The organism is Cohaesibacter celericrescens (genome assembly GCF_002866925.1).
GTDB classification, from domain to species: Bacteria; Pseudomonadota; Alphaproteobacteria; order Rhizobiales; family Cohaesibacteraceae; genus Cohaesibacter; species Cohaesibacter celericrescens.
This window is the reverse complement of record NZ_PKUQ01000022.1, coordinates 117,625-143,115: the sequence shown is the minus strand read 5'-3', so window position 1 is coordinate 143,115 and position 25,491 is coordinate 117,625. Positions and strand designations below refer to the sequence as shown.

Here is a 25,491-nt window from a genome sequence, read left to right as displayed (position 1 = left end):
AAAATACTGGATTCCCATAATAGGCCCAGCGTCTCGACGATATGGGATTTTACCGACCTCAGCGATAAAAATCCATCATCAATCATGCGTACTAGATTACAAATTCGCCAAGATGCGGGTATTGGCGGAGCATGGCAGAGAAGGCAGGGTATCCAGACGATAGTCCCTGCGTCAATTAAGCTAAGCGGCTGGCTCATTGACCTTTCACAAGTGAAATTCTATTTGTGCGTTATAAAATACCTAGAAATGCAACATCGAAGAAACGAAGGAATCGTGTGACATGACCCAAGCCTGGCCCTCTGATATCCGTCTGAGCCAAGATAAGAAGACGTTGGCTGTGTCCTTTGATACTGGTGAAAAGTATGAATTTTCCGCAGAGTTTCTTCGTGTGACATCACCCAGCGCTGAAGTGCAGGGGCATAATGCTGATGAAAAAAAGACTATTGGCGGCAAACGCAACGTTGAAATTATGAATATTGAGCCTGTCGGTAATTATGCTGTACGTCTGTCTTTCACCGATCTACACGACACTGGATACTATACTTGGGATTATTTTTTGCAATCGGGTAAGGCAAAAGACGAAATCTGGCAAACATACCTATCTGAGTTGAGTGCTAAGGGGCTCAATAGGGGGTAGTTGCTCCGTCGGGTCCGCATAAAAAAGCCGATCACAAAAGTGACCGGCTTTTTCTATATCTGGGTATAAAAGACCCCGAATTTGATTATTTGTTTGCCTGAATGACGTGCACGCGGGCACCAACCTGTACGCGTTCATACAGATCAATCACGTCTTCATTGGCAAGACGGATACAACCAGAAGAAACAGCCTGACCGATTGACCAAGGTTCATTAGAACCATGGATTCGATAGATTGTGGAGCCAATGTACATTGCCCGAGCGCCCAGTGGGTTTTTCGGTCCGCCCTCCATGTGTGCAGGAAGATTTGGAACCCGTTTGCGCATAGCAGGAGGAGGTGTCCAGCCCGGCCATTCCGCCTTGCGGCTCACGCGGTTTGTGCCAGTCCATTGAAAACCAGGGCGACCAACACCAATACCGTATTTGACCGCTTTGCCTTCACCCAATAGGTAATACAGGCGACGCTCTTTGGTGTTGACGATGATTGTACCTTTGGGGGCCTTCGAGTGAGGCCCATCATAGCTAACTGTAGCGCGTTTAATTGGTGAGCGTCCGCCGCGAGTGTTGCCGCTGACTTCTTTCCAAGATTGCGATTCCATATCGTAATATTTGGAAGCCTGAGCACCCGTTACGGCAACAGCAAAACCGATAGCAAGGCTTGCCGCAAGTGTAATGATTTTCCGCATTTAGTTTGTCCCGAACCTAATGATTTGCCTGTTCCGCCCTCTTTCAGACCTAAAAAATCAGAAAAAGACAGAGCCGAACGAATATACCAGCGTTATTTGATACGATAATTTCTAAAAAAGGGTAGGGAGCGCAAGATTTATTTGATCAATTCTCGATCACAATTATGTTTTTGATCTAAGCAATTGTCCTTTGTGGCGTTTTTGCAACAGTTTGAGAAGCGTTTTTAGGTGGTTATTCAAAAACCGCACCAATTGGTATCTTTTGAAAGATGCTAATTCTCAGGCCAATCAAAAATGATTCTATACTTCAATTGGGGTTGCACTTCATTATGCGGGTCCATGCTGTTTTCATCATGCTTCTTTGCGCGATTGCTCAATATGCAGGCACGCGATGCAGTTGCTATTTGGTTTCAGTTTGCTTAAAAATGCCCCTGAGCTTAACATGTTGTTAATGCAAAATTAGTCTGGGCCAAAAATGATCATTAGGTCGTTGGTGAGCAATCAGGGCCGTTTGTTTTAAGTTTGTTGAAATGATGAAGCAAAATCTGAATGCCTTTGTGAAGTTCGCCATTATTGTGGTTGTTGCGTTTTTCGCCTTCACGCTGATGTCTGACAAGGCATCTGCTCAAGCGACAGATGATTGTACGGTCGCCGCTGGTCCCAAGCACAAAGGGACTTGCAACAACAGCTGCGATCTTTCGGAATATTTTCAATATATATTTCTGTCTTCAGCAACACGTCCCTTTTGTACCTCTATTCCAGCCGCTTTCTGGACCTATCAAACTCAGGTTGGTGAAGTGTCATCCGGCGGTAAATCGTCTGCTGGCTCCGCCTCTGCCGGCTCGGTAGCTGCGAGTTCTAGTGGAGGTGCAGCAACTGGCGCTATGACGATGACACCCAGTGAGCGCGTATCAGCTGGTGCGATGGTTCTTCGATATGCATCCGGTGCTGCCGACGCTGCAGGATCAGAGGCCATTAATGAAGAAATGAGCGAAGATGATGTGCCGCCGCTGGAAAAAGGCATTTGGGTAAAATTGTTGGGTACCATTGGCAGCAAGAACGCAACAGCAAACCTCGCGAGCGTTAAAATTGAATCTGGGGGCCTGATGGCTGGGATGGACATTTATTCAAATGAATATTTCCGCGTTGGCCTGCTTGGCTCTGTTGCCAACGTTGCCGTTGCGATCAACGAGAACAACAACGAATTCGACGTTCTCGCATTAAAAGGTGGCGTCACAGCAACCCTGGAAGTGGGTAAATGGTATTTGGATGGGCTTGGCACATATGGCATCGAGCGTACCAAAACCAGCCGCACCGTCGATGTCAACAACAATGGCAATTTGTGGCCTATGTGGTCAAAATTCACCAACAAGCGCATTAGTGCAGTCTTTGAATCCGGGTTCCGTTTAACCTCGGGCCGCGTGGTGATCCAGCCGCTGGCCGGAGTCGAAATGAATTGGCTCATGCAAGATGAGGTGCTTGAACAGGGCAATGCATCTGCAGCCGTTTTGACCGACAAGAATACGACAATGATTGGTAGCACCAAGCTGGGGCTGAATCTATCATCCGCTTTCGTGGGAGATTATATGTCGATCGTCCCAACCATCGGAGGATACTGGAGCCATCGTTTTGGCGAACTGTCCAATGCCAGTCGCATTTCAACCAATCAAGGGTCTAGCTACGAATATGTGGGGGCAAAACCGCCGCTGAATGTCGCTAATATCTATGCGTCTGTAATGGCAAATCTGAACGAAAATGTCGCTCTGTCTGCTGGATATTCTGCTGCCTTTAACAGCATTGAACGCAATCACACAGGCACGGTTGGATTGCGTGTCCGTTGGTAAGGTAACCTGAATTAGGTGGAATCATTTTCTTAGGAGTTTGATTCAAGGTGCTGATACAAAAGAAAAAGCCCGGCTGATCACCGGGCTTTTCTTTTGTTTGTGCAGAACTCAGAAGAATGGAAATTAACCCAAATTCAGTTCAGCAAAGAAATCGTTGCCTTTGTCGTCGACGACGATGAATGCAGGGAAATCTTCGACTTCAATGCGCCATACAGCTTCCATACCCAGTTCTGGATATTCAACACATTCGACCTTTTTTATGCAGTCTTGAGCCAGTCGTGCGGCAGGCCCGCCAATGGACCCAAGATAGAAACCACCATGCTCTTTACAGGCGTTGGTGACCGCTTTGGAGCGGTTGCCTTTGGCCAACATGATCATTGAGCCACCGAATGACTGGAACTGATCAACAAAGCTGTCCATACGTCCCGCAGTGGTTGGGCCAAAGGACCCTGAAGCAAAACCTTCAGGTGTTTTTGCAGGACCTGCATAATAGACTGGATGGTTTTTCATATATTCCGGCATCGGCTCGCCAGCTTCCAGACGTGCGCGGATTTTGGCATGGGCCAAATCACGAGCCACAATCAGCGGGCCAGTCAACGACAAACGGGTTTTGGTCGGATATTTTGAAAGCGCGGCCAATTGCTCAGCCATTGGTGCATTGAGGTCAATTTTGACCACATCGCCGCCGAGCTCCTCGCTGTCTACGTCTGGCAAGTATTTTGCGGGATTTGTTTCCAGGGCTTCAATGAATATGCCGTCTTTGGTGATCTTGCCTTTACACTGACGGTCAGCAGAACAGGATACGCCAATGGAAATGGGCAATGATGCCCCGTGACGAGGAAGACGAACCACACGCACATCATGGCAGAAATACTTGCCACCGAACTGTGCGCCAATACCCATTTTTTGGGTCATTTTGTGGATTTCTTCTTCCATCTCAAGGTCGCGGAACGCGTTGGCTGTCTCGGACCCCGTGGTTGGCAATGCGTCATAATAATGAGCGGAGGCCAATTTAGTGGTTTTTAGGTTCATCTCTGCCGAGAGGCCACCGATGGTGACAGCCAGATGGTATGGCGGACAAGCAGCTGTGCCCAGAGTCTTGATCTTTTCATCAAGGAAGGCAAGCAAGCGCTCTTTGGTCAACAGGGAAGGGGTGCCCTGATAAAGGAACGTCTTGTTGGCCGAGCCGCCGCCTTTTGCCATGAATAGAAATTTATACTCGTCGTCGCCTTCTGAGAAAATATCGATCTGTGCCGGCAGGTTGTTCTTGGTGTTTTGCTCCTCAAACATGGAGATCGGAGCAAGCTGGCTGTAGCGCAGGTTCTTTTTGTTGTAAGCGTCAAATACACCTTGGCTAAGCGCGCCTTCGTCAGAGCCTTCAACCCAAACGCTGGTGCCTTTTTTGCCCACAACAATCCCTGTGCCCGTGTCCTGACACATAGGCAAAATACCGGCGGCAGAAATATTGGCATTTTTCAAAAGATCGAAAGCGACAAATTTGTCGTTGCCAGTTGATTCTTCATCGTCGAGAATTTTGCGTAGCTGCGCTAGGTGCTCGGGGCGCAACAAATGGTTGATATCCATAAAGGCTTGTTCAGAAAGGATGCGAATGCCTTCTTCCTGAACCACGAGCACGTCTTTGCCCTTGAAAGTTTCCACTGAAACATAATCGGAAGTCAATTTGCGGTAGGGTGTTTGGTCTTTCCCAAGTGGGAACAGTTTGTTCGCCTGATAGCTCATCATTGGTCCTTTTATAGCTGGCCAAATCGCCCGCTTAGATCTGCGTGATCGGGGTCCGCAGCTGGTGTCTCTATCGAGAGGGCTTGGCCCTGGCCAGCAGGCGGAAAAAGCAACGTCCCATTGGTGCGACTCCCAGCGCAAAAGATCAAGTGCTTCTTATGGGAAAATCTATGAAACATGCGCATGGCTCCTGTCACTTTAAGTCGCAGCTCCGCGCAGTTTACGATTTTATAGGTTATAACCACAAGATATTGCAGTTTTGAGACTGGAAATTGGTTTCTATACGTATATGTCTGGATAAATAATCGTCTTAAGGGTGGGGAAATATCATTTTGACTGCACGGTTACAGTTCTGGTTCGAATTTGCTTCACCCTATTCTTATCTATCCGCAATGCGTATTGAGGAGACCGCAAATCGCTCTGGTGTGGAGCTGGACTGGCGTCCGTTTTTGCTTGGGGCCATTTTTAAGAAAGATTTGGGGTCAATCGACAGTCCAATGACGAAGAATCCCAAAAAAGCCGATTACATGTGGATGGATGTTGCGCGTCAAAGTCACCGATACAGGTTGTCGCCTTTTAAGGTCCCCGACCCATTCCCTCAAAATGGATTGTTACCCACCCGTATTGCCTGCCATCTAATGGGTGACAGTCGGTTGCCAGAGTTTGCACGAACGGTCTATTCCGCTCATTTCCAAAAGGGCGCGGGGCTGACCGATGCGACAGCACTTACAAACATTCTCGAGCAGCTTGGATTTGATGCCAAAAGTGTTCTGGAAAAGGCTGGCAGTCTGACGGTGAAACAAAAATTACGAAACCTTACAGATGAAGCAGATTCTCTGGGTGTGTTTGGCGCTCCATTCTTTGTGACTCAAAACGGGGAAATGTTTTGGGGTGACGACCGATTGGAACAAGCGGTTGAGAGCGCCTTGGCCAAAAGCTGAAAACCCAAATTTCCAGGGCGAACGGCGCCGAACAAGGCGTTGGATGGGACTTAAACAACCTGAAACCCATGAACAAACGGATCTTCCTCATTGAGGAAAATTGTATTGTATCCCGTTTGAACGGCCCAGCCTTCAATGCTGGGAATAATGGCCTCAAAGTCACCCACTTTGGTTGCTGATTCTACGCAACCAGTGAACTGGCTGCCGATAATCGACTCATGAACAAAGTGATCGCCGACCTTCAGTCTGCCTGTCGCTGCCAATTGCGCCATGCGTGCCGATGTTCCTGTGCCGCAGGGGCTTCGGTCTATGGCTTTGTCTCCGTAGAAAACTGCATTTGCCATGTCGCTCGTTGCATTGGTAGGGGAACCGGTCCACATGACATGGCTTACGCCTTCGATTGTCTTATCTTCCGGATGCGAAAGCGTGATGGCTTCGTTGACACGTTCACGGACGACGGGCGACAGTCTCAGAACATCAGCCGGTTTCATGGTCTGGAGACCGTCAAACCCTTCTTGTTCTTCGATGATTGCGTAGAAGTTGCCACCATAGGCCACATCGACTGTCAATGTGCCCAGTTCTGGACATTCAATTTTTATGCCTTTTGCCGCCAGATAGGATGGCACATTAGTGATCTTGACCTTGCTGACTTTGCCGTTGGCAGTCTGTTCATAATGCGCGACAATGCGTCCAGCAGGGGCGTCCAATGTCAAAGTGCCTTGTTGTGCTGGCTGAACCAATCCGCGTTCCAGCGCAAACGTCACCGTGCCGATGGTGCCATGCCCACACATCGGCAAACAGCCCGAGGTTTCTATAAAGAGAATAGATATATCGCAGTCGTCTCTGGTTGACGGTGAAAGGATAGCCCCCGACATCATGTCATGACCACGTGGTTCGAACATCAACCCCGTTCTGATCCAGTCATAATGCTCCAGAAAATATTGCCGTCTTGCGCTCTGGGTCTCTCCCTTAAGTATTGGCGCACCGCCTGCAACCAAACGCACGGGATTGCCACAGGTGTGGCCATCAATGCACAAAAATGTATTGGGCTTTATGCTCGGCATAACTTTCCCTCAAGGTCTGAACAAAGGGGCAGGGCGTCAGGCAATGCAACGTCCCGCCAGTATCGTGCCATCGCTGTGATTATCCAGCAAGGGTAACTACCACATGAAGAGAGTTCGAAAGTGTTTTGGGCAAGCATGCCCCCTCAACTGTGGCCAATCTTTGAGCGTTAGATATCGGTAGGCAATGTCGGGCGACTGGCTATGGCTTTTTCGACAATGCCAACAACCTTGTCTCTGTCTGCACCGGCCAGTGGCATGCGAGGCATACGAACCACGTCGTTACACCGTCCGACCACCAATCCGGCCAGCTTGATATTTTGAACCAGCTTGGTGCTTACATCTAGTTCCAGGAGCGGAACAAACCAGCGATATATTTCTCTGGCTTCATCCCAACGACCTGCTTTGGCCAGCTTGTAAATGGCAACCGTTTCGGCCGGAAACGCATCTACAAGACCGGCTATCCAACCGTCAGCTCCCATCATAAGGCTTTCGAGCGCCAGATTGTCGACACCCATCATCAGTGAAAACCTGTTGCCAAAGCGGTTGCGTAGGGTGGTTGTGCGCCGGATGTCATCCGAACTTTCTTTAATGGCTTGGAACTTGGGATCCTTCGCCAGTTCAGCAAGTTCACTTTCCCCCAGATCGACGCGATACCCCACTGGGTTGTTGTAAATCAGGATCGGTTTGTCGGACGCATCCGCAATCGTCTGATAATGTGCGACTGCTTCGCGACTATCCGCATGATAAAGCGTTCCGGGTAGCACCATAAAGCCGTCAGCTCCTGCTTTCTGGGCTTTGTCGACAAAGGAAAGCCCGCGCAGGGTTGCTGTTTCGGACACGGTTGCAATAACCGGAATGCGATCTTGAGAGGCTTCTTTGGCTGCTTTTACAATTTGGACTTTTTCATCAACCTCCAGAGTGCTGGCTTCCCCAAGGGAACCACACACGACAACACCGTCGACGCCATTATCGATTTGCCATGCGATATGGGAGACGTTGCCAGCATAGTCCAAGGACATATCGTCATTAAATTTTGTCGTAACTGCGGGAAAAACACCCTGCCATTTAACCATTGTAGCCTCCTGTCTAATACGTGAAGTGGGGTGCTTTTCGTGTTTTTGAAGCGAAGTCTGCACCCGATAGCCTTGTATGCGAATGATTTGCGCACAATCCGGTTTCAGATTTTTGTAAATCAATAATTGGATACAATATGCATAAATACGGATCATGGCGCAAGTCCGAAACAAATCTTGGATCCAAAAATGAAAGAAACTGCTACAAGGAAAGCCATAAAAGAGGACAGTATTATGAGTTTCTCATGGGCTAAGCGATAATTAATTATAGAAAATCAATATGTTGAAACAGCCCGTTATGGTACTGCATGACCCTGTGGACGCATCAATTGCTATTGCGCAACGTTGAGTATTGGATATTATATTATTTCAGAGCTGGCATCCTTCGACGATTTGTTCGGCTGTTACACCAAGTTGGAAAGATCGATATGGCTCAGATCGTGCGACGCACCACCACTACCATTGTTGCTGATGAATTGCGCAAACGGATCCTTACCGGACAGCTCAACGAAGGTGTGCAGGTCAAACAGGAAGCCATTGCAAACGAGTTGGGGGTCAGCCGGATTCCGGTAAGAGAAGCCCTGCGTCAATTGGAAGCTGAGGGGTTGATCACTTTGGTGTCCCACAAAGGCGCCGTGGTGACGCGACTGGAACCATCCGAAATAGCGGAATTGTTCGAAATTCGTATCATGCTCGAAAACTGGCTATTTGAAAAAGCGATTGCCAGCATCACAGAAGAAGACTTGCAAAAAGCAGAGCTTTTAATCAGTCAGATGCGCGACGAGGCCTCCATTCAGGAGTGGGGCACACTCAACTGGAAATTTCATGAAACGCTTTACCGGTCAGCACAAAAACACGCAACAATGAAAATATTGCGCCGTATCCATGACAATATCGATAGGTATGTGCGATTGCAGATTGCACTAACACAGGATAGTCAGAAACGCGCGCACAAAGAGCATCAGGCGATTGTTGATGCTGCCAGAGACAAAAACCCAAAAGTCGCAGCTGCACTGCTCGCCGATCACATCAATCACGTAAAAGATCAATTGTTGGAATCAATTGGAAACAAAAAAAGTGACGCCGACTAGGCTCGTCTCAAAAGAGCTAGAACTGGTTTGAATTTGCGAACAGGTTGGAACGTTGGTCGCTCGATACACAAAGAAAGTCACCATCGAACAATTGTGTCCGGGCTCCGATGTCCATGATTAGAGGCGATCGCGATGTGTTCTGGTCTCTGTGACTGTTAGCAGAAGCTCGTGGCTGTGTTTTCCCTGGTTCCAGGTTTTGCTGAATAACGTTCGGTAACGCCAGTTTTGGAAAAGCAGCAGCTGGGACCAATCCGAAAAGCGATAGGGTCCCTGCGACCAATAAGGTCTTTGCAACGATGCTTATTCTGCGATCAACCAACATATCTGCTTCCTCTTCCTCACCATTGCGCTCGCGTACTAACGCGCCGTTTTGATGTGATCAGACTGGTGGTCAATGGTTAATTTCATGTCGCCGCGCCATCAAAGAAGCCCTGAATTAGTGCTGAGTTGATGCGGTTTCTGTTGCTATGATTTCAAAAGAGTAAACATCCGTGCAGGTGAAATACTTTATTAAGAGATTGAATAAAAGGATCTTTTAAACATTTCACTTGAATTGATATAGAGACCTGAGCCGTCAGGTGGCTTCAATGGGAGATGCTTAACAAGACCTTACCGCTTCCAGTTGGCCAGAACGTTGGGGATGTCTGAGAAGGCATCCAGAACAACATCTGCTCCTAACGCATGCGCCGGAACTGCTGTGTAACCATAGCTCATGGCGATGACGGGCAAGCCTGCCGCTTTGGCTGAGTCCACGTCGGCTTGGCTGTCTCCAATCATGATGCTGGCGGCGGCGTTTCCTCCCGCACGAGCAAGGGCTGCATGAATGTGATCAGGATGCGGTTTGCGGTTTGGTACGGTGTCAGAGCCACAAATCGTATCAAAGCAATGCGCCAGACCCAACTGTTCCAAAAGGGAGACCGAAAGATGCTCGGTCTTGTTGGTGCACACGCCAAGCTTTAGGCCTGCATCGCGAAACCCTTTAACGGATTCTTCCACGCCAGAATATAGAACGCTTGTGTCGCAAATGTTTGCACTGTAATGGGCAAGAAACTGTTCGAGGGCCTCGTCCAGTGCGTCATCTGTAAGGGTGCGACCATAGTGAAAAAAGCCCCGCTCAATCGTTACTCGGGCACCCAAACCGACAATATCCCGAACATGGTCAACCGATACCGGAGCCAGCTTGTTAAGGGCGAGAACATGATTGAGCGCACCGGTTAAGTCCGGCGCTGTGTCAACCAAAGTGCCATCGAGATCAAAGAGAATGCAGGAAAAAGGGCCGGTTGACATGAAACATGATCCCATTTGATTGTGTTGGAGTGAAGCTGTGGCTCTGAGGAGGGTAATTTGACTGCTTTATATATCACCTAGCCGACGATCAAAGTCAGATCAACCGTCAATTCAACCAACTTGCCTACCTTAATAAAACGGAGCTTCTGTTTAATACAATTTCTGAAACGAAGCATCTTGGCCTTTTCCTTGTGCCGGTTGCGTGATATGAGCGACACAGAATGCGTAACACGCTCGGCTTGCGTTGCAACGACCCGTTTGGTCAAAGCTTGTTAGGCAAGAAGGCAAATTAAAAGAAGTGTGGGAAAATGAGCGAAGAGTTCAAACGGGAAGCAGCTGCGGCTGCGCTGGAATTTGTCAACGACGGCATGAAATTGGGCATTGGTACAGGATCAACAGCCGTTCATCTTGTCGAACTTCTCGGGCAAAAAGTGGCTGCAGGGCTGACCGTGGTTGGTGTTCCGACTTCGGAGCGGACCGCACGGCTTTGCGAAAAAGTGGGCGTGCCACTAACGACTCTGGAAGAAACGCCACAACTTGATTTGGCCATTGATGGAGCCGACGAGATTGACCCTCAGATGCGACTGATCAAAGGTGGTGGGGGGTCGTTGTTGCGCGAGAAAATCGTGGCGGCCGCTTCCAAAAATATGATCGTCATTGCAGATCAATCCAAAGTCGTTGAAACTCTGGGTGCCTTTCCATTGCCGATAGAAGTCATGCCATTCGGGTTGGGAGCAACTTGGGTTGCACTTGAAAATGTTTGCGCACGGTTTGGCATGCAAGGTGGGCTCGCTCTCCGCAAAAAGGCCGATGGTGAGAATTTTGTGACTGATGGGCAGCATTTTATCATTGATGCCTCTTTTGGCCGCATTTCCGATGTAGACGGTCTGGATATGGCATTGAGGGCTATTCCCGGTGTTGTCGAAACCGGCCTGTTTATCGGTATCGCCTCTAAAGCTGTTGTCGCGGGTAAAGAGGGTGTGGTCATACTTGAACCGCGCGCGTGAACGGCCAAAACTGAATTTGGAAAAGACATTCAAAAATTGTAAAATGAAGGACTGAAACATGAATAATACCGCCCTTGCTTCCATGCTCGCCGGCGTTGCGATGAGTTTCACCCTTGTCGTGCCTGCTCTCGCACAAGATGCAACCAAGACCGAAGTAAACACCAAAATTGACTCTCATTTGAATGCCGCGGTTGAGGTTGTCCAACAGACTGGCAACCTTCCTAACTTTAATGACCAATTCAAGCTGATCGTTACAAATTCGAAAAACTGGCTCATTCGCGAAAAACCAGATGCGGAAAAAGACATCGGTCCTGCTGTCGATGCTGCTGCAGAACTCTACAAAGACCAGACCGATTCCATCGCAAGAGCTGCTGCTGTTGCTTGGGCGCGTTATTTGAAAGAAGATGAACTGAAGGAAGTCTTGGCATTTTTCAAAACGCCTGCTGGTCAGAAATTCGCCAACTATCAACCTCGAATTCTGGGTGAAACAATTAAAAGCATTCAAGATTTTTCGGGTTTGATGACACAGGCAATCGTCCAAGAAGCCAAAAAAACACTCAATGCAAAAGGTCATAAGTTTCAGTAGACTTTCAGCAGACTCATATGACACTTTGAGACTTATGATATCCAAAGAACGCACCTTTTACGGTGCGTTTTTTTGTCTATTTGATTGCTGCTGCGTTCAGCTATGGGCATTCAGTCGCGCAAATGTCATCGCGGTGCTGGATAGTGTGAACAGTTAAATCCTTTCAGGACTTTAATTCTTTGCCAGTCTGCTTATGTTGGGAGTAACTCAAGGCTCTCAATCATGCCAGCCACAAGGTGGAATGACGAAGAGGGCGCTGCGAAATTTGTGAGGCTCATCGATGAATGAATTTGATTATGACCTGTTCGTGATTGGCGCGGGGTCGGGTGGTGTTCGTGCTGCACGCATGGCGGCGACCTATGGTGCAAAAGTGGCTGTGGCTGAAGAATATCGGGTCGGCGGTACCTGCGTCATCCGTGGTTGCGTACCGAAAAAACTGATGGTTTATGCTTCAAAATTTGCCCATGATTTCGAAGATGCTGCAGGGTTTGGCTGGACTGTCGGCGATTCCAGTTTCAGCTGGTCAGATTTTATTGCCCGTAAGGATGCCGAGATCGATCGGCTCAATGGTCTCTATATCAAGAATCTCGAACGCCATAATGTGGAGATTATCCAGTCTCGTGCCGAGATTGAATCCCCCCATCGTGTGCGTTTGACCGGTCAAGATCGCCACGTGACAGCCAAATATATTCTGGTTGCAACGGGCGGCCGGCCCAATTTTGCACAGCACTTGCCCGGTGCCGAGCATATGATCACGTCAAACGAGGTGTTTCACCTCGAAGACAAACCCGATCGGGTTGTCGTGGTTGGTGGCGGTTATATTGCCCTCGAGTTTGCAGGTATCTTCAACGGGCTTGGTGTAGATACCACTGTCCTTTATCGCGGCGAAGAAATTTTGCGCGGATTTGACGACGATGTGCGTGCGACGCTGCATGAAGAAATGGAAAAGAAAGGTGTTCAGATCATCTGTAATGATGTGATCTCGAGCATTGAAAAGGGCGAAGACGGACTGATCGTCAAGACCAAGGGCGGTGAAACTCTCATGGCCGATCAAATCCTCTCTGCCATCGGTCGCTCGCCTTACACCGAAGGCCTCGGGCTGGAACGCGTGGGTGTAGAGCTGGATGCCAAGGGTGCCATCAAAGTGGATGAGCATAATCGCACCAATATCGATCATGTCTTTGCTGTTGGTGATGTCACCAATCGGGTAAACCTAACCCCCGTAGCGATTAGGGAAGGGGCGGCTTTGGTCGAAACCCTGTTCAATAACAATCCAACTGTGATTGATTATGAAAACATCCCAACGGCGGTGTTCACACAGCCTGAAATCGGCACAGTCGGTATGTCGCAGGCTGAAGCAGAAGCCGCCTTTGACAATCTCGATATCTACATGGCCAAGTTTCGTCCGATGAAGAATACACTGGCCGGCAATGACGAGAAAATGCTGATGAAGATCATCGTCGATGCGGACAGCGATAAAGTCATCGGTTGTCACGTCCTAGGGTCCGATTCAGGCGAAATGGCCCAATTGCTCGGAATCGCGGTCAAGATGGGCGCGACAAAAGCCGACTTTGATGCGACCATGGCGGTTCACCCAACTGCTTCTGAAGAGTTGGTGACAATGAAAGAGCCTACCTCGCGCATCCGTAAAAACGGTTGAATAAACTGATTAAAGGGGCGATGTCTCATGACGGCGGTTCTTCGCCCCATAACGGCTCATGACCTGAATGCAGCGACGCTATGCGGCGTTGCTGCATGGGTCAGTACAATTGCGCCCTTGCTTGACAAATTCGAAGCTTCAGATCTTTCTAAGATCGAGCAGACCTTTCAGTATTTTTTCCTCGCCCACTTGATGAAGCGGGACAATGATCAAGACCATCTAATTGTTGCTGAGCTGGACGGTCAGATTGCCGGTTTCTATAACCTCGATAGTGTTACAGCTGAACTGACTGATTTGTGGGTTCCGCAACAATGGCAAGGGCAGGGCACAGCAGGCTTGATGCTTCGGGACGCTATGGCCACAGCTCGTGAGTTTGGCCATGCCAACCTGACGCTTGAGGTTCAAGTCGGCAATGTACGTGCCATCGCCTTCTATCACAAACATGATTTTGTGGAATGTGGACGAAAAGTTGAGCGTGATCCAATTCTGGAGTGCATGGTAGAGAAAATCCAGATGCGCTTGCCGCTGGCATATAGGCCCGTGTCTGGTATTGTTTCATTATGAGCGAAGCGAACAAAAGTAGAAAGACAAGACGTGACACTTGAGGAAGTAAGACGTGCGCCGCACGAATGGGTGGGCTACTTCGGCTATGGCTCATTGGTCAATGATAATACGAGAAATGCTGAAAGTTTTGGATTTGCCGGTCGGCTAAAAGGATATCGCCGCCGCTGGTCTATTTGGCACAGCAGTGAAGAGCGCAAGGCCTTTGGCTTTGGTGGTGTCGCAGCACTCTCCGTCACAGCAAATAGCCAAGCTTTTTGTGATGGATTACTGATCTTTGACCGCAAAGACCATCTGCCCAATGTCGATCAACGCGAAAATATGTATGACCGTATTCTGATCGATTTGGCTGATTTCCAAACCGAACATGCGATGCCTCTAGGCGTGGATTGTTACATCTATGTGGGACAGCCAGCTCACTCGGACACCGTTGATCCGCATTTCCCGATTTTGCAGTCTTATGTAGACGCAGTGATGCAGGGTTTCTTGCACAAATTTGGTGAGGCAGGCGTTGAACGCTTTATCGCGGAGACTGACGGTTGGCAAACTCCAATCGTGCAAGATCGCCATATACCCTTCTACCCGCGCAATGTCACCCTGACACAAACGGAACAAATCCTGCTAGACAGTTACATCAAGCAAAGCGGGGCACCGGTGGTTCCTGTTCCGAAGGCGGCGCTTCAAAGAGCTGGAGAATAGGCCCTTCAGTCTCATTTCAGCCCACTGTTCGGACGCGCGTGTGCTTTCGGGTTGGCGAGTGGCAAAAGTTTCGTTAAAAGTGACCAACAAACATGCAAAACGGCTTGCGAATAGTCAGTTTCCTGTTTTGGTGTGTGATCTTTTTGTACTATCCTCACTTTAAAGGCCCGTTTGCTGCAAAAAGGCACGTCACCATGACCATCATCGACTCCATTCGCAAAAGCGTGGTTCCCATCCACCCCGAAGGTTACCCCTTCATTGCTTTGTTTGCTTTGGCAAGCGTTGTTCTGGGCTGGTTCTTTGCACCATTCTTCTGGATCGGTCTGTTTCTGACGCTTTGGTGTACTTATTTTTTCCGAGATCCTGCGCGTATCACACCCTTGCAAAAAGGCTTGGTGATTTCACCTGCCGACGGCATTGTCTCTGGCATTGGTCTCGCCTCACCACCAAAAGAGCTGAGTTTGTCAGACGAGTCCATGATGCGGGTGTCTGTTTTCATGAATGTGTTTAACGTCCATGTGAACCGTGCGCCTCTGCCGGGAAAAGTGCGTCGTGTGGCCTATAAGCCGGGTAAGTTCCTTAATGCCGAGCTGGATAAAGCCAGTGAATATAATGAACGCAACAGCTTGATCCTCGACACCGAATATGGTGCTGTAGGTGTGACCCAGATTGCGGGCCTCATTGCCCGCCGTATTGTCTGCTGGGCTCAGGATGGTGAAGAACTCCCTGTTGGTGAACGCTTTGGCCTCATTCGCTTTGGCAGTCGGGTTGATGTCTATCTGCCTTCTCACATCGTTCCTACGGTTGTGATTGGCCAAACGATGATCGCCGGTGAAACCGTTCTTGCCAATATGGAAGGCCCACAAAGCGATTCTCGCGCTCATCGCGAGCAATAAAGAAAACTGGCAAAATAAGAGCGATCAACAAACTCATCAAAACGGACAGGACGTTCATGGACGACGAACAGGATCACGGCTTAACCAATCCGTTTCAGCCTTTTGAACCAGAAGAAAATAGCCCGAAACAACGTTTCAAGGCTGTTCCATTTCGGTTGATTGCGCCCAATCTGGTCACATTGATGGCGTTGTGCGCCGGTTTGACCGGCGTTCGCATGGCCATCGAAGGCCGCTTTGAGATGGCGTTGATTTCGCTCTTCGCCGCTGCTTTCCTTGATGGGGTTGATGGCCGTGTGGCTCGCATGCTCAAAGGGACGTCTCGCTTTGGTGCTGAGCTCGATTCACTAACCGATTTTGTCAATTTTGGTGTTGCCCCGCCGCTTATTCTCCATATCTGGATTTTGAACGCCATCCCATCAATCGGCTGGATTGCATCCTTGCTTTTCGCGATCGCGATGGTTCTGCGGTTGGCCCGCTTTAACGTTGCTCTCGATGAGAAAAACAAGCCAGCTTGGAAACGGGGCTTTTTTGTCGGAGTGCCAGCGCCTGCAGGTGCAATTGCCGTCTTGGCGCCAATTTATCTGGAGCTGGCAGGCATGCCGCATTACGATCAACTGGCGATTCTGGTGATGATCTACACTTTGTTCATTGCCATGTTGGTGGTCTCTTCCATTCCGACTTACTCGGGTAAAACAGTCGGGCTCCGCATTCCTCGGGCCCATGTGGTGCCGTTGATCGTTGGTTTTGTTGCGACCATAGCGATGCTGTTTTCCTATACGTGGATTACCATGCTGGTGGTCGTCGCGCTTTATCTGATCTCGATTCCCTTGGCCAGACGCGCTTGGCATAAAGCCAATCGAGAAATGGCAGAAGAGGCAACAACCAACCAGAATGAAATCAATGAGCAGGACGATCTGAAAGACTAGCCAGTCCTGCTGATTTTATAGTCCATCGGATTAATGTGTCTTTCGGGATTCATTCAACTTGCGCTTCGAACCGATAAACAAAAGGCCCGCCGAGATCTAACTCGGCGGGCCTTTTGTTTTGATAATAACGAAGGGAGTGCCCTGTTATTCTGCTGCTTGTGGCAAATCCGATATCGGATCAACCGGTTTTTCTTTTGCTTTGCGTTCCTGCAGATCAACCAGCTTTGATTGTTGTGCAGTGACCGACGCTCCGGAAGTAGTTGCCAAACCGGTGTTAAGAGCTGTTTCCAGGGCAATGCTGGGCATGGGTTCTTTGGCGCCATTTCTTTTGCCCGTTACCAATCGCCAAAGCAACGCGAAAGTTGGTTTCAGCGTCACAGACGGGAAGGCCAAAAGCACAGGGATCAGAACCAACGTCAATAGAGTGGAGAATGCTAGGCCAGATATCACCGCGGTTGACAGCTGTGTCCACCATCCAGCGGTTATCGAACCTACCGAAATCACTCGTTCAAAGAAGTCAAAATTCACGCTGGTCGCCATGGGAATGAGGCCTGCGATGGTGGTGATCGTCGTCAAAAGAATCGGGCGAATCCTCTGTGAGGCGGTTTTTACCACCGCTTCGATCACTTCAACCCCTTCCTCGCGGAACCGGTTGTAGGTATCGATCAGAACAATGGCGTTGTTCACCACAATCCCAGCAAGGGCAACCACACCTGTTCCGGTCATAATAACAGAGAATTTCTGCCCCGTGATCATCATGCCGAGCAGCACACCCATGACGGACAACACCACCGTCGAAAGCGTCAGGAAGGTTTGATAGAAGCTGTTAAACTGGGTGATGAGAATGATCGCCATGATAAACAGCGCACCGATGGCCGCTTTGCCAAGGAATACCATGGATTCCTGCTGCTCTTCATCCGCACCACGGAATTTGAACAACACACCCTCAGGCCAGGTCTGAGCATTGATCCACTGGTCAATCTGTTTGACCTTTTCGTCGATCGTTACGCCATTATCCTGCACCACGGTTGCCTTGACATTCATGGCATAGAAACCGTCGCGCCTTGTGATGGACGAGACTTTCTTGCGTGGTTCTACCTGCACGAAGTTGCTAATGGGAACCTGACCATTTGGTGTCAACAACTTGAGTTGATCCAACTGTTTGATGCTTCGTTGTTCTTGCGGCAAACGAACACGAATTTCTACTTCGTCTTCGGAATCATCTGGGCGATATTTACCGATCATCACACCGTTGGTGACGAGCTGAACCATCGAGCCGACAGATCCAATGGTCGCGTTGTAGCGACCGGCAGCTTCGCGGTCGATGTTAAGCTCCCATTCAATGCCGGGCAGGGGACGACTGTCTTCAATCTCAATCAGATCGTCAACTCCGTCGAAATGGTCGCGCACCATGCGTGTGGCTTCAGCAACTTTTTCATAGCTGGATGATGAGATCTGTAGACTAATATCTTTGCCGGTTGGCGGCCCGCCTTCGACTTTCTGGACTTCAATATGGATGCCAGGGATATCAGCGGTCCGTTCGCGGATTTCATTGAAAATTTCTTTAGCCGGACGACGGCAGCAAAAATCATCAAACTCCATATTGATGGTACCGATGGCATCGATTGGCTTGGAATTGTTGCCGCCCCCGATGCTTCCGGTGCTAACGCCAGACGGAGCGGAGTTGGTGACAATATCGCGCACGCCAACAACCTGCAGAACCTCGTCCTCCACTGCCTTGACCAAAACACGGCTTTCCAAGGCACTCATGTTGCCTCGAGCCGAGACATAAACCATGGCCTTGTCCGGCTCTTCATCAACAAAAAATTCAACACCGGCGTTATGGGTGCCGAAGCTGGTCGCAATGACGTAACAGGCGATGATCACCGACAAAATGGTTGCGATATTGCCTAACGGGCTTGAGGCCAGAACATGCAATACACGCGCATAAATGCCTGTCAGGCCGGTCATGTCACTGGGGTTGAACGTGTGGCCACCGGACAAATGATTGGCGTTGGCAACTTCTTCCTCTGTTGCTCGCTTTTTGCCGATGAAACCACCCATAACCGGAAGGAAGACCATTGCAGTAAGCAAAGCTGCCGATAGAATGATGATCACCATGATCGGCAGATAACTCATAAATTCGCCTGACACGCCGGGCCACAAGAGCATAGGCAGGAAGGCGGCCAATGTGGTCGCTGTTGAAGAGGAGATCGGCCAGAACATCAATTTGGCGGCTCGAATATAAGCCTCCATTCGCTCCATGCCTTCTGCCACCTTTCGGTCCGCATATTCCACGATCACAATAGCCCCGTCGACCAGCATGCCGACAGTCAATACCAGTCCGAACATAACCATCATATTCACGGTCATGCCGATGCCGGACAGGATCAAAAACCCGATCATGAAGGAGGTGGGGATCGCAATCCCGATCAATATGGCAGATCGCAAGCCCAGAGCCGCCAGAACCAACATCATCACAAGCGCAACTGCAGTCATGATCGAAGACTGGAGAGATCCCAGAATTTCAAAAATCGGTTTGGCTTCATCAAGCAGGAACCGAACTTTAATGGCTGGGTTCCACGTTGCCATTTCTTTTTCGACAACCGCTCGCACAGCCTCATTATTTTCAATGATGTTGGTGCCAAGGCGCTTTTTGATCTCGATTGAGATCGCAGGTTTGCCATTCACACGGGTAATAGAGGAGGGGTCTTTAAAGGTCCGTTTGATCGTCGCGATATCACCCAAAGTGACCACGCCCTCACCAAATTGTTTGATGGGGATCGAATAGACATCTTCGGCTGACTCGATCAAGCCGGGTACTTTGAGGTTAAAGCGGCCTTTGCCATTGTCCAGAAAACCAGCAGGAACAAGGCGGTTATTCATTGTGACTGCATTAACAAGTTCAGTTTGGGTAACATTGTAAGATTCGAGCTTGAGCAGGTCGATTTCAACTTCAAGCAGCTCTTCGCGATGCCCCGAAAGGCTGGCTTCCAGAACCGTTGAAATACCTTCGATTTCATCCTGTAGTCGCTGTGCATGGCGATAAAGCGTCCGCTCGGGGACTTCACCGGACAGTGTCACATAGAGAGTTGGCTGGAGAGAGAAATTGACTTCGTTGATGGTCGGTTCGTCAGCATCGGCTGGTAGCTCGGCTTGCGCCTGCTTGACCTTGTCTCGCACATCGGCAACAGCCTTGTCCTTGTCAAACCCGACATCGAACTCAAGCAGAATCCCTGCGTGGCCCTCAGAGGAGGTGGCTGTGATTTCTTTGACGCCGTCCAAAGCCTGTAGCTTATTCTCCATTGGCTTGACCAAAAGCCGTGCAGAATCTTCAGGTGAAATGCCACTTTGGCTAATTGATATATAGAGAACCGGAATATCAATGTCCGGCTGGGATTCTTTAGGAATGGTGATATAGCTGACGATACCGGCTGCCACCAATACAATCATCATCGTCAGGACAGTTCGTCGCGCCCGCAGGACTGTGTCAAGAATACCATTCATTGTGCACTCTCCGCTTTAAGGGATGCTTTTTTGTCCATGCCTTCGCGTAATGAACTGGCCGAGACGGCTTCAATAAGCTGACCGCTCTTTACATATTCTTGCCCGACCGTAATCACGTCTACAATGCTGGGTAGTCCACCCACCCAAACGCCTTCAGCATCATTGGCCAGAATGCTCACCGGTGTGAAAATCGCATGACTGTCTTCCACCCGCATAACGCCAACAATGCCTTCATCAGACAGGGTCAGGTGAGCGGGGCTCATCAAATGGGCCTGTAAGGGATCCAGAACCAAATTAGCTATCGCAGTGACACCATCGCGCAGGGAACGATCAGGATTAGGGACTTCGACTTCAATGAGAAATGTGCGGGTTTCTATGTTTGAGGCGGTGCTGACATAGCGAACAACACCATCCGCTTTTTCACCCGTAACCAGCTCCACCTGTGCTTTTGCACCAACATGTACTCTGGGAATATCACGTTCGGAAACCTGACCAACAACGAGCATTGGATCGGGATTCATCAACACAGCGCATGCATCGCCGGATTTGAGTTGATCTCCCACCTCAGCCAAGGGGCCTTGAACCGATCCGGCAATCGGCGCGAGTACTTTGGTTCGGGCCAGTTCGACTTTGGCAATTTTTACCCCAGCCAATGCTGCATCTCGTTGTGCTTTAAGCGCTTCAATTTGGGTTTGGGCTGCAAAGCCTTTTTTCGCGAGGGTTTCTTTGGCGTCCAGATCAAACTCGGCCTGTGCCAGGGCTGCCTCGGCCTGCGCCAAACTTGCAAGGCGAGAGCCAGCATCCAGTTCGCACAGCAAGGTGTCCTTTTCGACCCATTGGCCCTTCTCTATTGAACGCGAGAGAACTGTAGCAGTCGTTTCAGCACGCACAGTGACTGTTTTGTCCGACTGTGTGCGTCCGCGAATGGTCAGGAGCGATTGGCGTTCCTGTGATGAAAATGTTTGTACAGCGACCCGAACGGCCTCTGTCTCGGTTAGTTGATTGCGAACGGCTGGCGGCGGAACCGCGCCTTCGCTTGCCTCACCGCTAATTACAGTGTGTCCGGTTGCCATCCAACCGACAATGCCAGCGGTAAACAGCAGAGCTAGGCCGTATGAGCCTTTAAGTCGCAATGCCATGATTTATCCCTCATCCTAATCCCTTCAGCAAAGAAGGGTGGTCTCATCCAATAAAACAATGCTCTTTGACAAAATTCGCCAAAGCTTTTTGAATCTTACTCAAGGCCCGCTTGATTTAAATTCTGTGGCAGAACGCTCTGCCGGGCAATCTCCACCAACTCCACACCATGCTTCCTCAGATAGTCTATGCTTGCCTGAACACAATAGCGGCCGTAGTTTTGAGCCCAAAGTGCCACGTCCTCAAATTGCTCTTCGCTATCCTGAGCCGGACAATTCAAAGCACCCTCCTGGTTCATTTCATCGCATGAGTTGATCGACATAATCTCTTGTTCAAGTTGGGAAATTTGTCTTTCAATAGCGGCCTCAATTGCGTCAGGGCCAATCATTCTTGCAAAGATTGAAATCAACAAAAACTCTGACCGAAATATATCTGGTCGGTGCGGCAGAATAAGTTCACTTAAGAACGCTTCGCGTCCAGCATCCGTGATTGAATAGATCTTGCGTGCAGGTTTTCCTTCTTGCGTTTCGTGACGGCCGATGACCAGTTTGTCCGCTTCCAATCTGGATAATGCAGGATAGATTGATCCGTAACTTGCTTCGACAAAGAAACTAAAAGGACCTTCAGTCGATGACTTGCGGATGTCATAACCGGATTTATCCCCGCAAAACAAAACTGCCAAACAGATGGTACGCACGTTCATGGATTTATTCCTGATCTTGATTGCTCAATTCATCGTAACAAAAACCAGACTGAGCGTTCTGGTTTCTAAGCAATTTGCTGCTCTGTATATGTACGTTTGATATATATTTCTAGTTCATATATCAAATAAATATATGACAGGTGGATATGCGTCAATGTGTCTTTGCTGAGCGCCTGATAAAAGCTTACGGAAAAGTGCGTATGGGGTAGAGTGATCTCAACCAAATATCATCTGATTTAGGATATATGCCTGATGCCCATTACAGATCTGGTGCCTCCAGAAAGGCGCATTGAACAAGGAGCCAAGGGTGTTTTTCAGAACCCTCTATTCCGGCTACTCGCGATCAATTGGCTCATTGGGCTGGTTGCAACGATCGTGGTGTTTAGCGGATTGTTGATTACCAATGCAGCGGGACTATATGACCTGATTTCTAGCAGCGAAAACCCGCTAATTCCGATGGCGCTGCTCTTTTTTGGTTTGCTAATCACGCTATGCAGCGTAGCGATGGCTGCAGCCATAATGATGTTGCCCAAAGGCGACCTGTAACAGACTAGGGAAATTTAATTTTTGAGCGGTCAGTCGAGGCCGACAATACTGCTACGCCTCTCAACGAATGCAACATCACGCCATGTGCCGTTCATTTTGCCGTAGTTCATACGTGCTATTTTTTTGCGCATTCCGACGATGCGGAAGCCAAATTTACGATGCAACGCAATGCTGCCTTCATTTTCAGGGAAAATACTGGCTTGTAGCATCCAGATTCCTGACTCTTCGCTTTCTTTAACCAGCGCTTTCATCAGCATGGAGCCAATTCCTTTGCCAAGCACTGACGGAGAAACATAGATGCTGACCTCCGCCACTCCATCATAAACACAGCGCGATGAAACACCCGACAATGCAGCCCAACCCACTACGATGCTGTCTATGGTTGCGACAATACGGCAATTGGGCAAATGCGATTGATTCCAATCAGACCATTCAGAGGCCTTGGCGGTAAATGTCGCGTTCTCTGTGTCTATACCCTCTTGATAAATTCTAAGAACGGCATCCGCGTCTTCTGTCTGCATTGATCTAAGAGTGGGTGGGGTGAAGGAGGAGGACTGCATTTTCTCGACCGTATTTGACATGAAAAGGACGGCTGACAGGGTGCTGCGCGCGGGTTGAAATTACAATCCCAAAAGCAAAAAAAGCCAATGCAAGGCCAGTGAGCCCTCAAGGCTCAACACTTGCGAAACCATATTTCTGCATCGCGCGTTAACGCTGTACAGGTGCCGTTCGTTCATTTTGAACGGCATCGAAACAAGTCGGTAAGATTTAATCCAAGCTCTTAACCATTTGAAAAGGCTACTTTTGCAAACACGCATCCGAAGGGCGAAACTTGCTGCGTAATTTATAATTGGGAGATTGTTCCAAGCCATTCTGAACCCAACGCCACAGACAAGCATATCTGCAAAGGGGAGCTATCCTCACTGTAGGAATGCAGCCAAAAAACGAACAGATGGGCTGGGAGACGAAAAATGATGGCAAGGGAAGGCAATCAAATCAGAATTGTGCAGCGAGGCGTAAATGTTTGGATCAGTAACGAACAAACACGAAGTTTCATGCAGCCGGTATCTCACTTTAGTCACGCATATTGGGCCCAGTTAAAGGCAGCTGTAACTAAAGCATTGCCCATAAAATCCGGGTTCAATCGTTGGCTACGGCTGATGGTCCTGCAATTCGCTTTATATAGCTTGATCGTCACTGGTGCTATTAGCGCCACCTTTATGGGCAGCGATGTAATGCTGTCTATGCTGAGTGAAAAGATGACGGAAATGGCGTCAAGTGTCGTTCTGTACCAAGTGCCAGCGGGCATAGAGACTGCCGAACTGCGTCCAACGTTGCAATAGCTCTTTCTTGCCCGCGTGGCATCATAGCAAGGACATTCACAAAGGCATCACAGCAATATCCGCAATGCCTCAGGACTAGTGGCATTATTGGACCACTTTAAACGGCATAGAAAATTTGGCAGTTTTCTCGGAGTTGGCATCTTTGAGCAAATAATGCGACACATAGCTGCCTGGTTTAAGCCCCGAAAGATTGACGGTAAGCGTCAAATGGATCTCGCGATTATGCTGCCCCAGAGGTAAGGCGAGATTGAGAAAATCATCTTTCTGAAACAGCGTTGTGCCGCCGGGATTGGACAGGGCAAAATCAATCGACCATTTGGCAAAGCTGCTGCCGTCGCTTGTGGTGCCATACCCGAATCCGATGGGTTCAACATATATTATCTGTGGTTCATTGGGTTTGAAAATGGAGCCATGTGGTTTGTAAATACCGTATCCGGTGATTTCTGTGGCAAACTCTGCTTTTCGCACAAACATCGGTGAACGTTGCCAATAGGCATCCATCAGTTCATCCAATGCTTCATATGCGGCATTTGGTTGTCCTGAAACCAAAAGTGTCTCAGCAGTGGCGAGTTTGTCAGCCAAGTCCGACGCCAATCCCTGTGAAGGGACAAGCAGTGTGGCGATCAATAGGGCCATCCATCGAAGTGCACGCATCAAATCAATCCTTCCCCCAAAAATATAATTTTGATGGAGCAAGTATACCACATTTTATACGCTACTGATTGCCTTAAATTCCCGCTGGAGCGGGCGTTATGTCGCCCGCCTAATGGCGCATGTTAGGCGTGGCTTAGCTGATATTCCTGACGCGACTGTATGAGAATGAGTTGAGCAGAGCGAAGGAAAAGACCTGCCATAACCAGGGCAACCACAATGTCCGGCCACGCTGAACTTGTGAAATATACGGTCAGACTTGCTCCCATTACGGCGACATTGCCGATGGCATCATTTCGGGAACACAGCCACACCGAACGCACATTGGCATCGCCGTCTTTATAGCGAGCTAGCAACAGCACGGAGGCGACATTTGCAGCCAGCGCCAAAAATCCGATGCTTCCCATAATTTCTGCTTTGGGGACGGAAAGAAAAGCGATCTGATAAAGCGTCGATCCAAATATCCAAAGCCCCATTGCCAACAAACTCAATCCCTTGATCATCGCCGCAGTTGAACGCACCTTCAAACTCATGCCGATGACTGCCAAGCTCATTCCATATGTGACGGAATCGCCCAGAAAGTCCAATGCGTCAGCTTGCAAAGCCTGAGACCCTGCCAACTTGCCCGCAAGCAGTTCAACCAGAAACATCACACCATTCAAGGCAATCACCGCCCAAAGAATGGTCTTGTAACGTGCATCAACACCATCAAAAACCGGATTGCCTGAACATCCGCATGACGTGGTTTGGCTTTCTGATTGGTTCTTATCACTTTGCGTATCACAGCAGGGCGATGTGCAATCTTTAGATGCTGTGCAGGATTTACTCATGAATTGTCTTTCTTCTGACTGGATTTGTTTCGGTTACCCAGACTATAATTGCTCTAGTGGCTATAGCTTCAAGAGGA

General features: G+C 49.1%; 24 protein-coding genes. 13 read left to right on the top strand and 11 right to left on the bottom strand.

All coding sequences use genetic code 11. The annotated features are described in order from the left end of the window. The first annotated feature begins 280 nt into the window (after positions 1-280). Complete coding sequence (locus C0081_RS11925) at positions 281-637, top strand: gamma-butyrobetaine hydroxylase family protein (protein WP_101534057.1); 357 nt, start codon at positions 281-283, stop codon at positions 635-637. Between the two features lie 85 nt (positions 638-722). Here C0081_RS11925 and C0081_RS11920 read toward each other — a convergent pair whose 3' ends face one another. Beyond that, the gene (locus C0081_RS11920; RefSeq protein ID WP_101534056.1) at positions 723-1,322 is read right to left on the bottom strand and encodes a L,D-transpeptidase; all 600 of its coding nucleotides are present in this window, start codon (positions 1,320-1,322) and stop codon (positions 723-725) included. Between the two features lie 530 nt (positions 1,323-1,852). On the opposite strand from C0081_RS11920, the gene C0081_RS11915 reads away from it, so the two are divergent. Further along, the gene (locus tag C0081_RS11915) at positions 1,853-3,166 is read left to right on the top strand and encodes an autotransporter outer membrane beta-barrel domain-containing protein (RefSeq protein WP_101534055.1); all 1,314 of its coding nucleotides are present in this window, start codon (positions 1,853-1,855) and stop codon (positions 3,164-3,166) included. Positions 3,167-3,289: 123 nt separating this feature from the next. Here C0081_RS11915 and C0081_RS11910 read toward each other — a convergent pair whose 3' ends face one another. Further along, complete coding sequence (locus tag C0081_RS11910; protein WP_180966869.1) at positions 3,290-4,909, bottom strand: fumarate hydratase; 1,620 nt, start codon at positions 4,907-4,909, stop codon at positions 3,290-3,292. Between the two features lie 329 nt (positions 4,910-5,238). Between C0081_RS11910 and C0081_RS11905 the strand changes: the two genes are divergently transcribed. Next, positions 5,239-5,847: a 2-hydroxychromene-2-carboxylate isomerase gene (locus C0081_RS11905; protein ID WP_210200481.1), complete on the top strand. Its 609-nt coding sequence runs from the start codon at positions 5,239-5,241 to the stop codon at positions 5,845-5,847. A gap of 50 nt (positions 5,848-5,897) precedes the next feature. Here the strand turns inward: C0081_RS11905 and C0081_RS11900 are convergent, their stop codons facing one another. Then, positions 5,898-6,902: a 4-hydroxyproline epimerase gene (locus C0081_RS11900; protein ID WP_101534362.1), complete on the bottom strand. Its 1,005-nt coding sequence runs from the start codon at positions 6,900-6,902 to the stop codon at positions 5,898-5,900. 176 nt (positions 6,903-7,078) lie between these two features. Beyond that, positions 7,079-7,984: a dihydrodipicolinate synthase family protein gene (locus tag C0081_RS11895; RefSeq protein WP_101534053.1), complete on the bottom strand. Its 906-nt coding sequence runs from the start codon at positions 7,982-7,984 to the stop codon at positions 7,079-7,081. A 428-nt stretch (positions 7,985-8,412) separates the two neighbouring features. Between C0081_RS11895 and C0081_RS11890 the strand changes: the two genes are divergently transcribed. Further along, entirely contained in the window at positions 8,413-9,075 is a 663-nt protein-coding gene (locus C0081_RS11890; RefSeq protein WP_180966868.1) for a GntR family transcriptional regulator, read from the top strand. A 609-nt stretch (positions 9,076-9,684) separates the two neighbouring features. On the opposite strand, the gene gph is transcribed toward C0081_RS11890, so the two are convergent. Continuing rightward, on the bottom strand, positions 9,685-10,362 hold the full coding sequence (gene gph / locus C0081_RS11880) for a phosphoglycolate phosphatase (RefSeq protein WP_180966867.1): 678 nt from the start codon (positions 10,360-10,362) through the stop codon (positions 9,685-9,687). Positions 10,363-10,670: 308 nt separating this feature from the next. On the opposite strand from gph, the gene rpiA reads away from it, so the two are divergent. From rpiA to C0081_RS11845, 7 genes are all read left to right on the top strand, one after another. Then, positions 10,671-11,369, top strand: a complete 699-nt coding sequence (gene rpiA / locus C0081_RS11875; RefSeq protein ID WP_101534049.1) for a ribose-5-phosphate isomerase RpiA — start codon at positions 10,671-10,673, stop codon at positions 11,367-11,369. A 58-nt stretch (positions 11,370-11,427) separates the two neighbouring features. After that, positions 11,428-11,955, top strand: a complete 528-nt coding sequence (locus C0081_RS11870) for a DUF2059 domain-containing protein (protein ID WP_101534048.1) — start codon at positions 11,428-11,430, stop codon at positions 11,953-11,955. A gap of 280 nt (positions 11,956-12,235) precedes the next feature. Beyond that, positions 12,236-13,615: a glutathione-disulfide reductase gene (gene gor / locus C0081_RS11865; RefSeq protein WP_101534047.1), complete on the top strand. Its 1,380-nt coding sequence runs from the start codon at positions 12,236-12,238 to the stop codon at positions 13,613-13,615. 27 nt (positions 13,616-13,642) lie between these two features. Continuing rightward, positions 13,643-14,179: a GNAT family N-acetyltransferase gene (locus C0081_RS11860; protein WP_101534046.1), complete on the top strand. Its 537-nt coding sequence runs from the start codon at positions 13,643-13,645 to the stop codon at positions 14,177-14,179. A gap of 30 nt (positions 14,180-14,209) precedes the next feature. Further along, positions 14,210-14,875 carry a gamma-glutamylcyclotransferase family protein gene (locus C0081_RS11855; protein WP_146006449.1) on the top strand — a complete coding sequence of 222 codons (666 nt, stop codon included), beginning with the start codon at positions 14,210-14,212 and terminating at the stop codon, positions 14,873-14,875. Between the two features lie 92 nt (positions 14,876-14,967). Further along, positions 14,968-15,771 carry a phosphatidylserine decarboxylase gene (locus tag C0081_RS11850; RefSeq protein ID WP_280952871.1) on the top strand — a complete coding sequence of 268 codons (804 nt, stop codon included), beginning with the start codon at positions 14,968-14,970 and terminating at the stop codon, positions 15,769-15,771. A 56-nt stretch (positions 15,772-15,827) separates the two neighbouring features. Beyond that, positions 15,828-16,697 (top strand): CDP-alcohol phosphatidyltransferase family protein, encoded by an 870-nt coding sequence (locus C0081_RS11845; RefSeq protein ID WP_101534043.1) that lies wholly within the window; start codon positions 15,828-15,830, stop codon positions 16,695-16,697. 144 nt (positions 16,698-16,841) lie between these two features. On the opposite strand, the gene C0081_RS11840 is transcribed toward C0081_RS11845, so the two are convergent. From C0081_RS11840 to C0081_RS11830, 3 genes are all read right to left on the bottom strand, one after another. After that, the gene (locus C0081_RS11840; protein ID WP_101534042.1) at positions 16,842-20,204 is read right to left on the bottom strand and encodes an efflux RND transporter permease subunit; all 3,363 of its coding nucleotides are present in this window, start codon (positions 20,202-20,204) and stop codon (positions 16,842-16,844) included. Next, positions 20,201-21,343, bottom strand: coding sequence for an efflux RND transporter periplasmic adaptor subunit (locus tag C0081_RS11835; protein WP_101534041.1), 1,143 nt, complete (start codon positions 21,341-21,343; stop codon positions 20,201-20,203). Before C0081_RS11835 ends, C0081_RS11840 begins: the two co-directional genes overlap by 4 nt. 95 nt (positions 21,344-21,438) lie before the next feature. Further along, a complete protein-coding gene (locus tag C0081_RS11830; protein ID WP_101534040.1) occupies positions 21,439-22,044 on the bottom strand; it encodes a PadR family transcriptional regulator in 606 nt (201 codons plus the stop codon). A gap of 252 nt (positions 22,045-22,296) precedes the next feature. Here C0081_RS11830 and C0081_RS11825 point away from each other — a divergent pair, with 252 nt between their 5' ends. Beyond that, positions 22,297-22,590 (top strand): hypothetical protein, encoded by a 294-nt coding sequence (locus tag C0081_RS11825; protein WP_101534039.1) that lies wholly within the window; start codon positions 22,297-22,299, stop codon positions 22,588-22,590. A gap of 29 nt (positions 22,591-22,619) precedes the next feature. Here the strand turns inward: C0081_RS11825 and C0081_RS11820 are convergent, their stop codons facing one another. Beyond that, complete coding sequence (locus C0081_RS11820; protein ID WP_245417933.1) at positions 22,620-23,171, bottom strand: GNAT family N-acetyltransferase; 552 nt, start codon at positions 23,169-23,171, stop codon at positions 22,620-22,622. Positions 23,172-23,561: 390 nt separating this feature from the next. Here C0081_RS11820 and C0081_RS11815 point away from each other — a divergent pair, with 390 nt between their 5' ends. Further along, positions 23,562-23,933, top strand: coding sequence for a hypothetical protein (locus C0081_RS11815; protein ID WP_101534037.1), 372 nt, complete (start codon positions 23,562-23,564; stop codon positions 23,931-23,933). 84 nt (positions 23,934-24,017) lie between these two features. Here C0081_RS11815 and C0081_RS11810 read toward each other — a convergent pair whose 3' ends face one another. Next, positions 24,018-24,587, bottom strand: coding sequence for a hypothetical protein (locus C0081_RS11810; RefSeq protein ID WP_101534036.1), 570 nt, complete (start codon positions 24,585-24,587; stop codon positions 24,018-24,020). A 122-nt stretch (positions 24,588-24,709) separates the two neighbouring features. Continuing rightward, positions 24,710-25,414 (bottom strand): cation efflux transmembrane domain-containing protein, encoded by a 705-nt coding sequence (locus C0081_RS11805; protein ID WP_101534035.1) that lies wholly within the window; start codon positions 25,412-25,414, stop codon positions 24,710-24,712. Between the last annotated feature and the right edge of the window lie 77 nt (positions 25,415-25,491).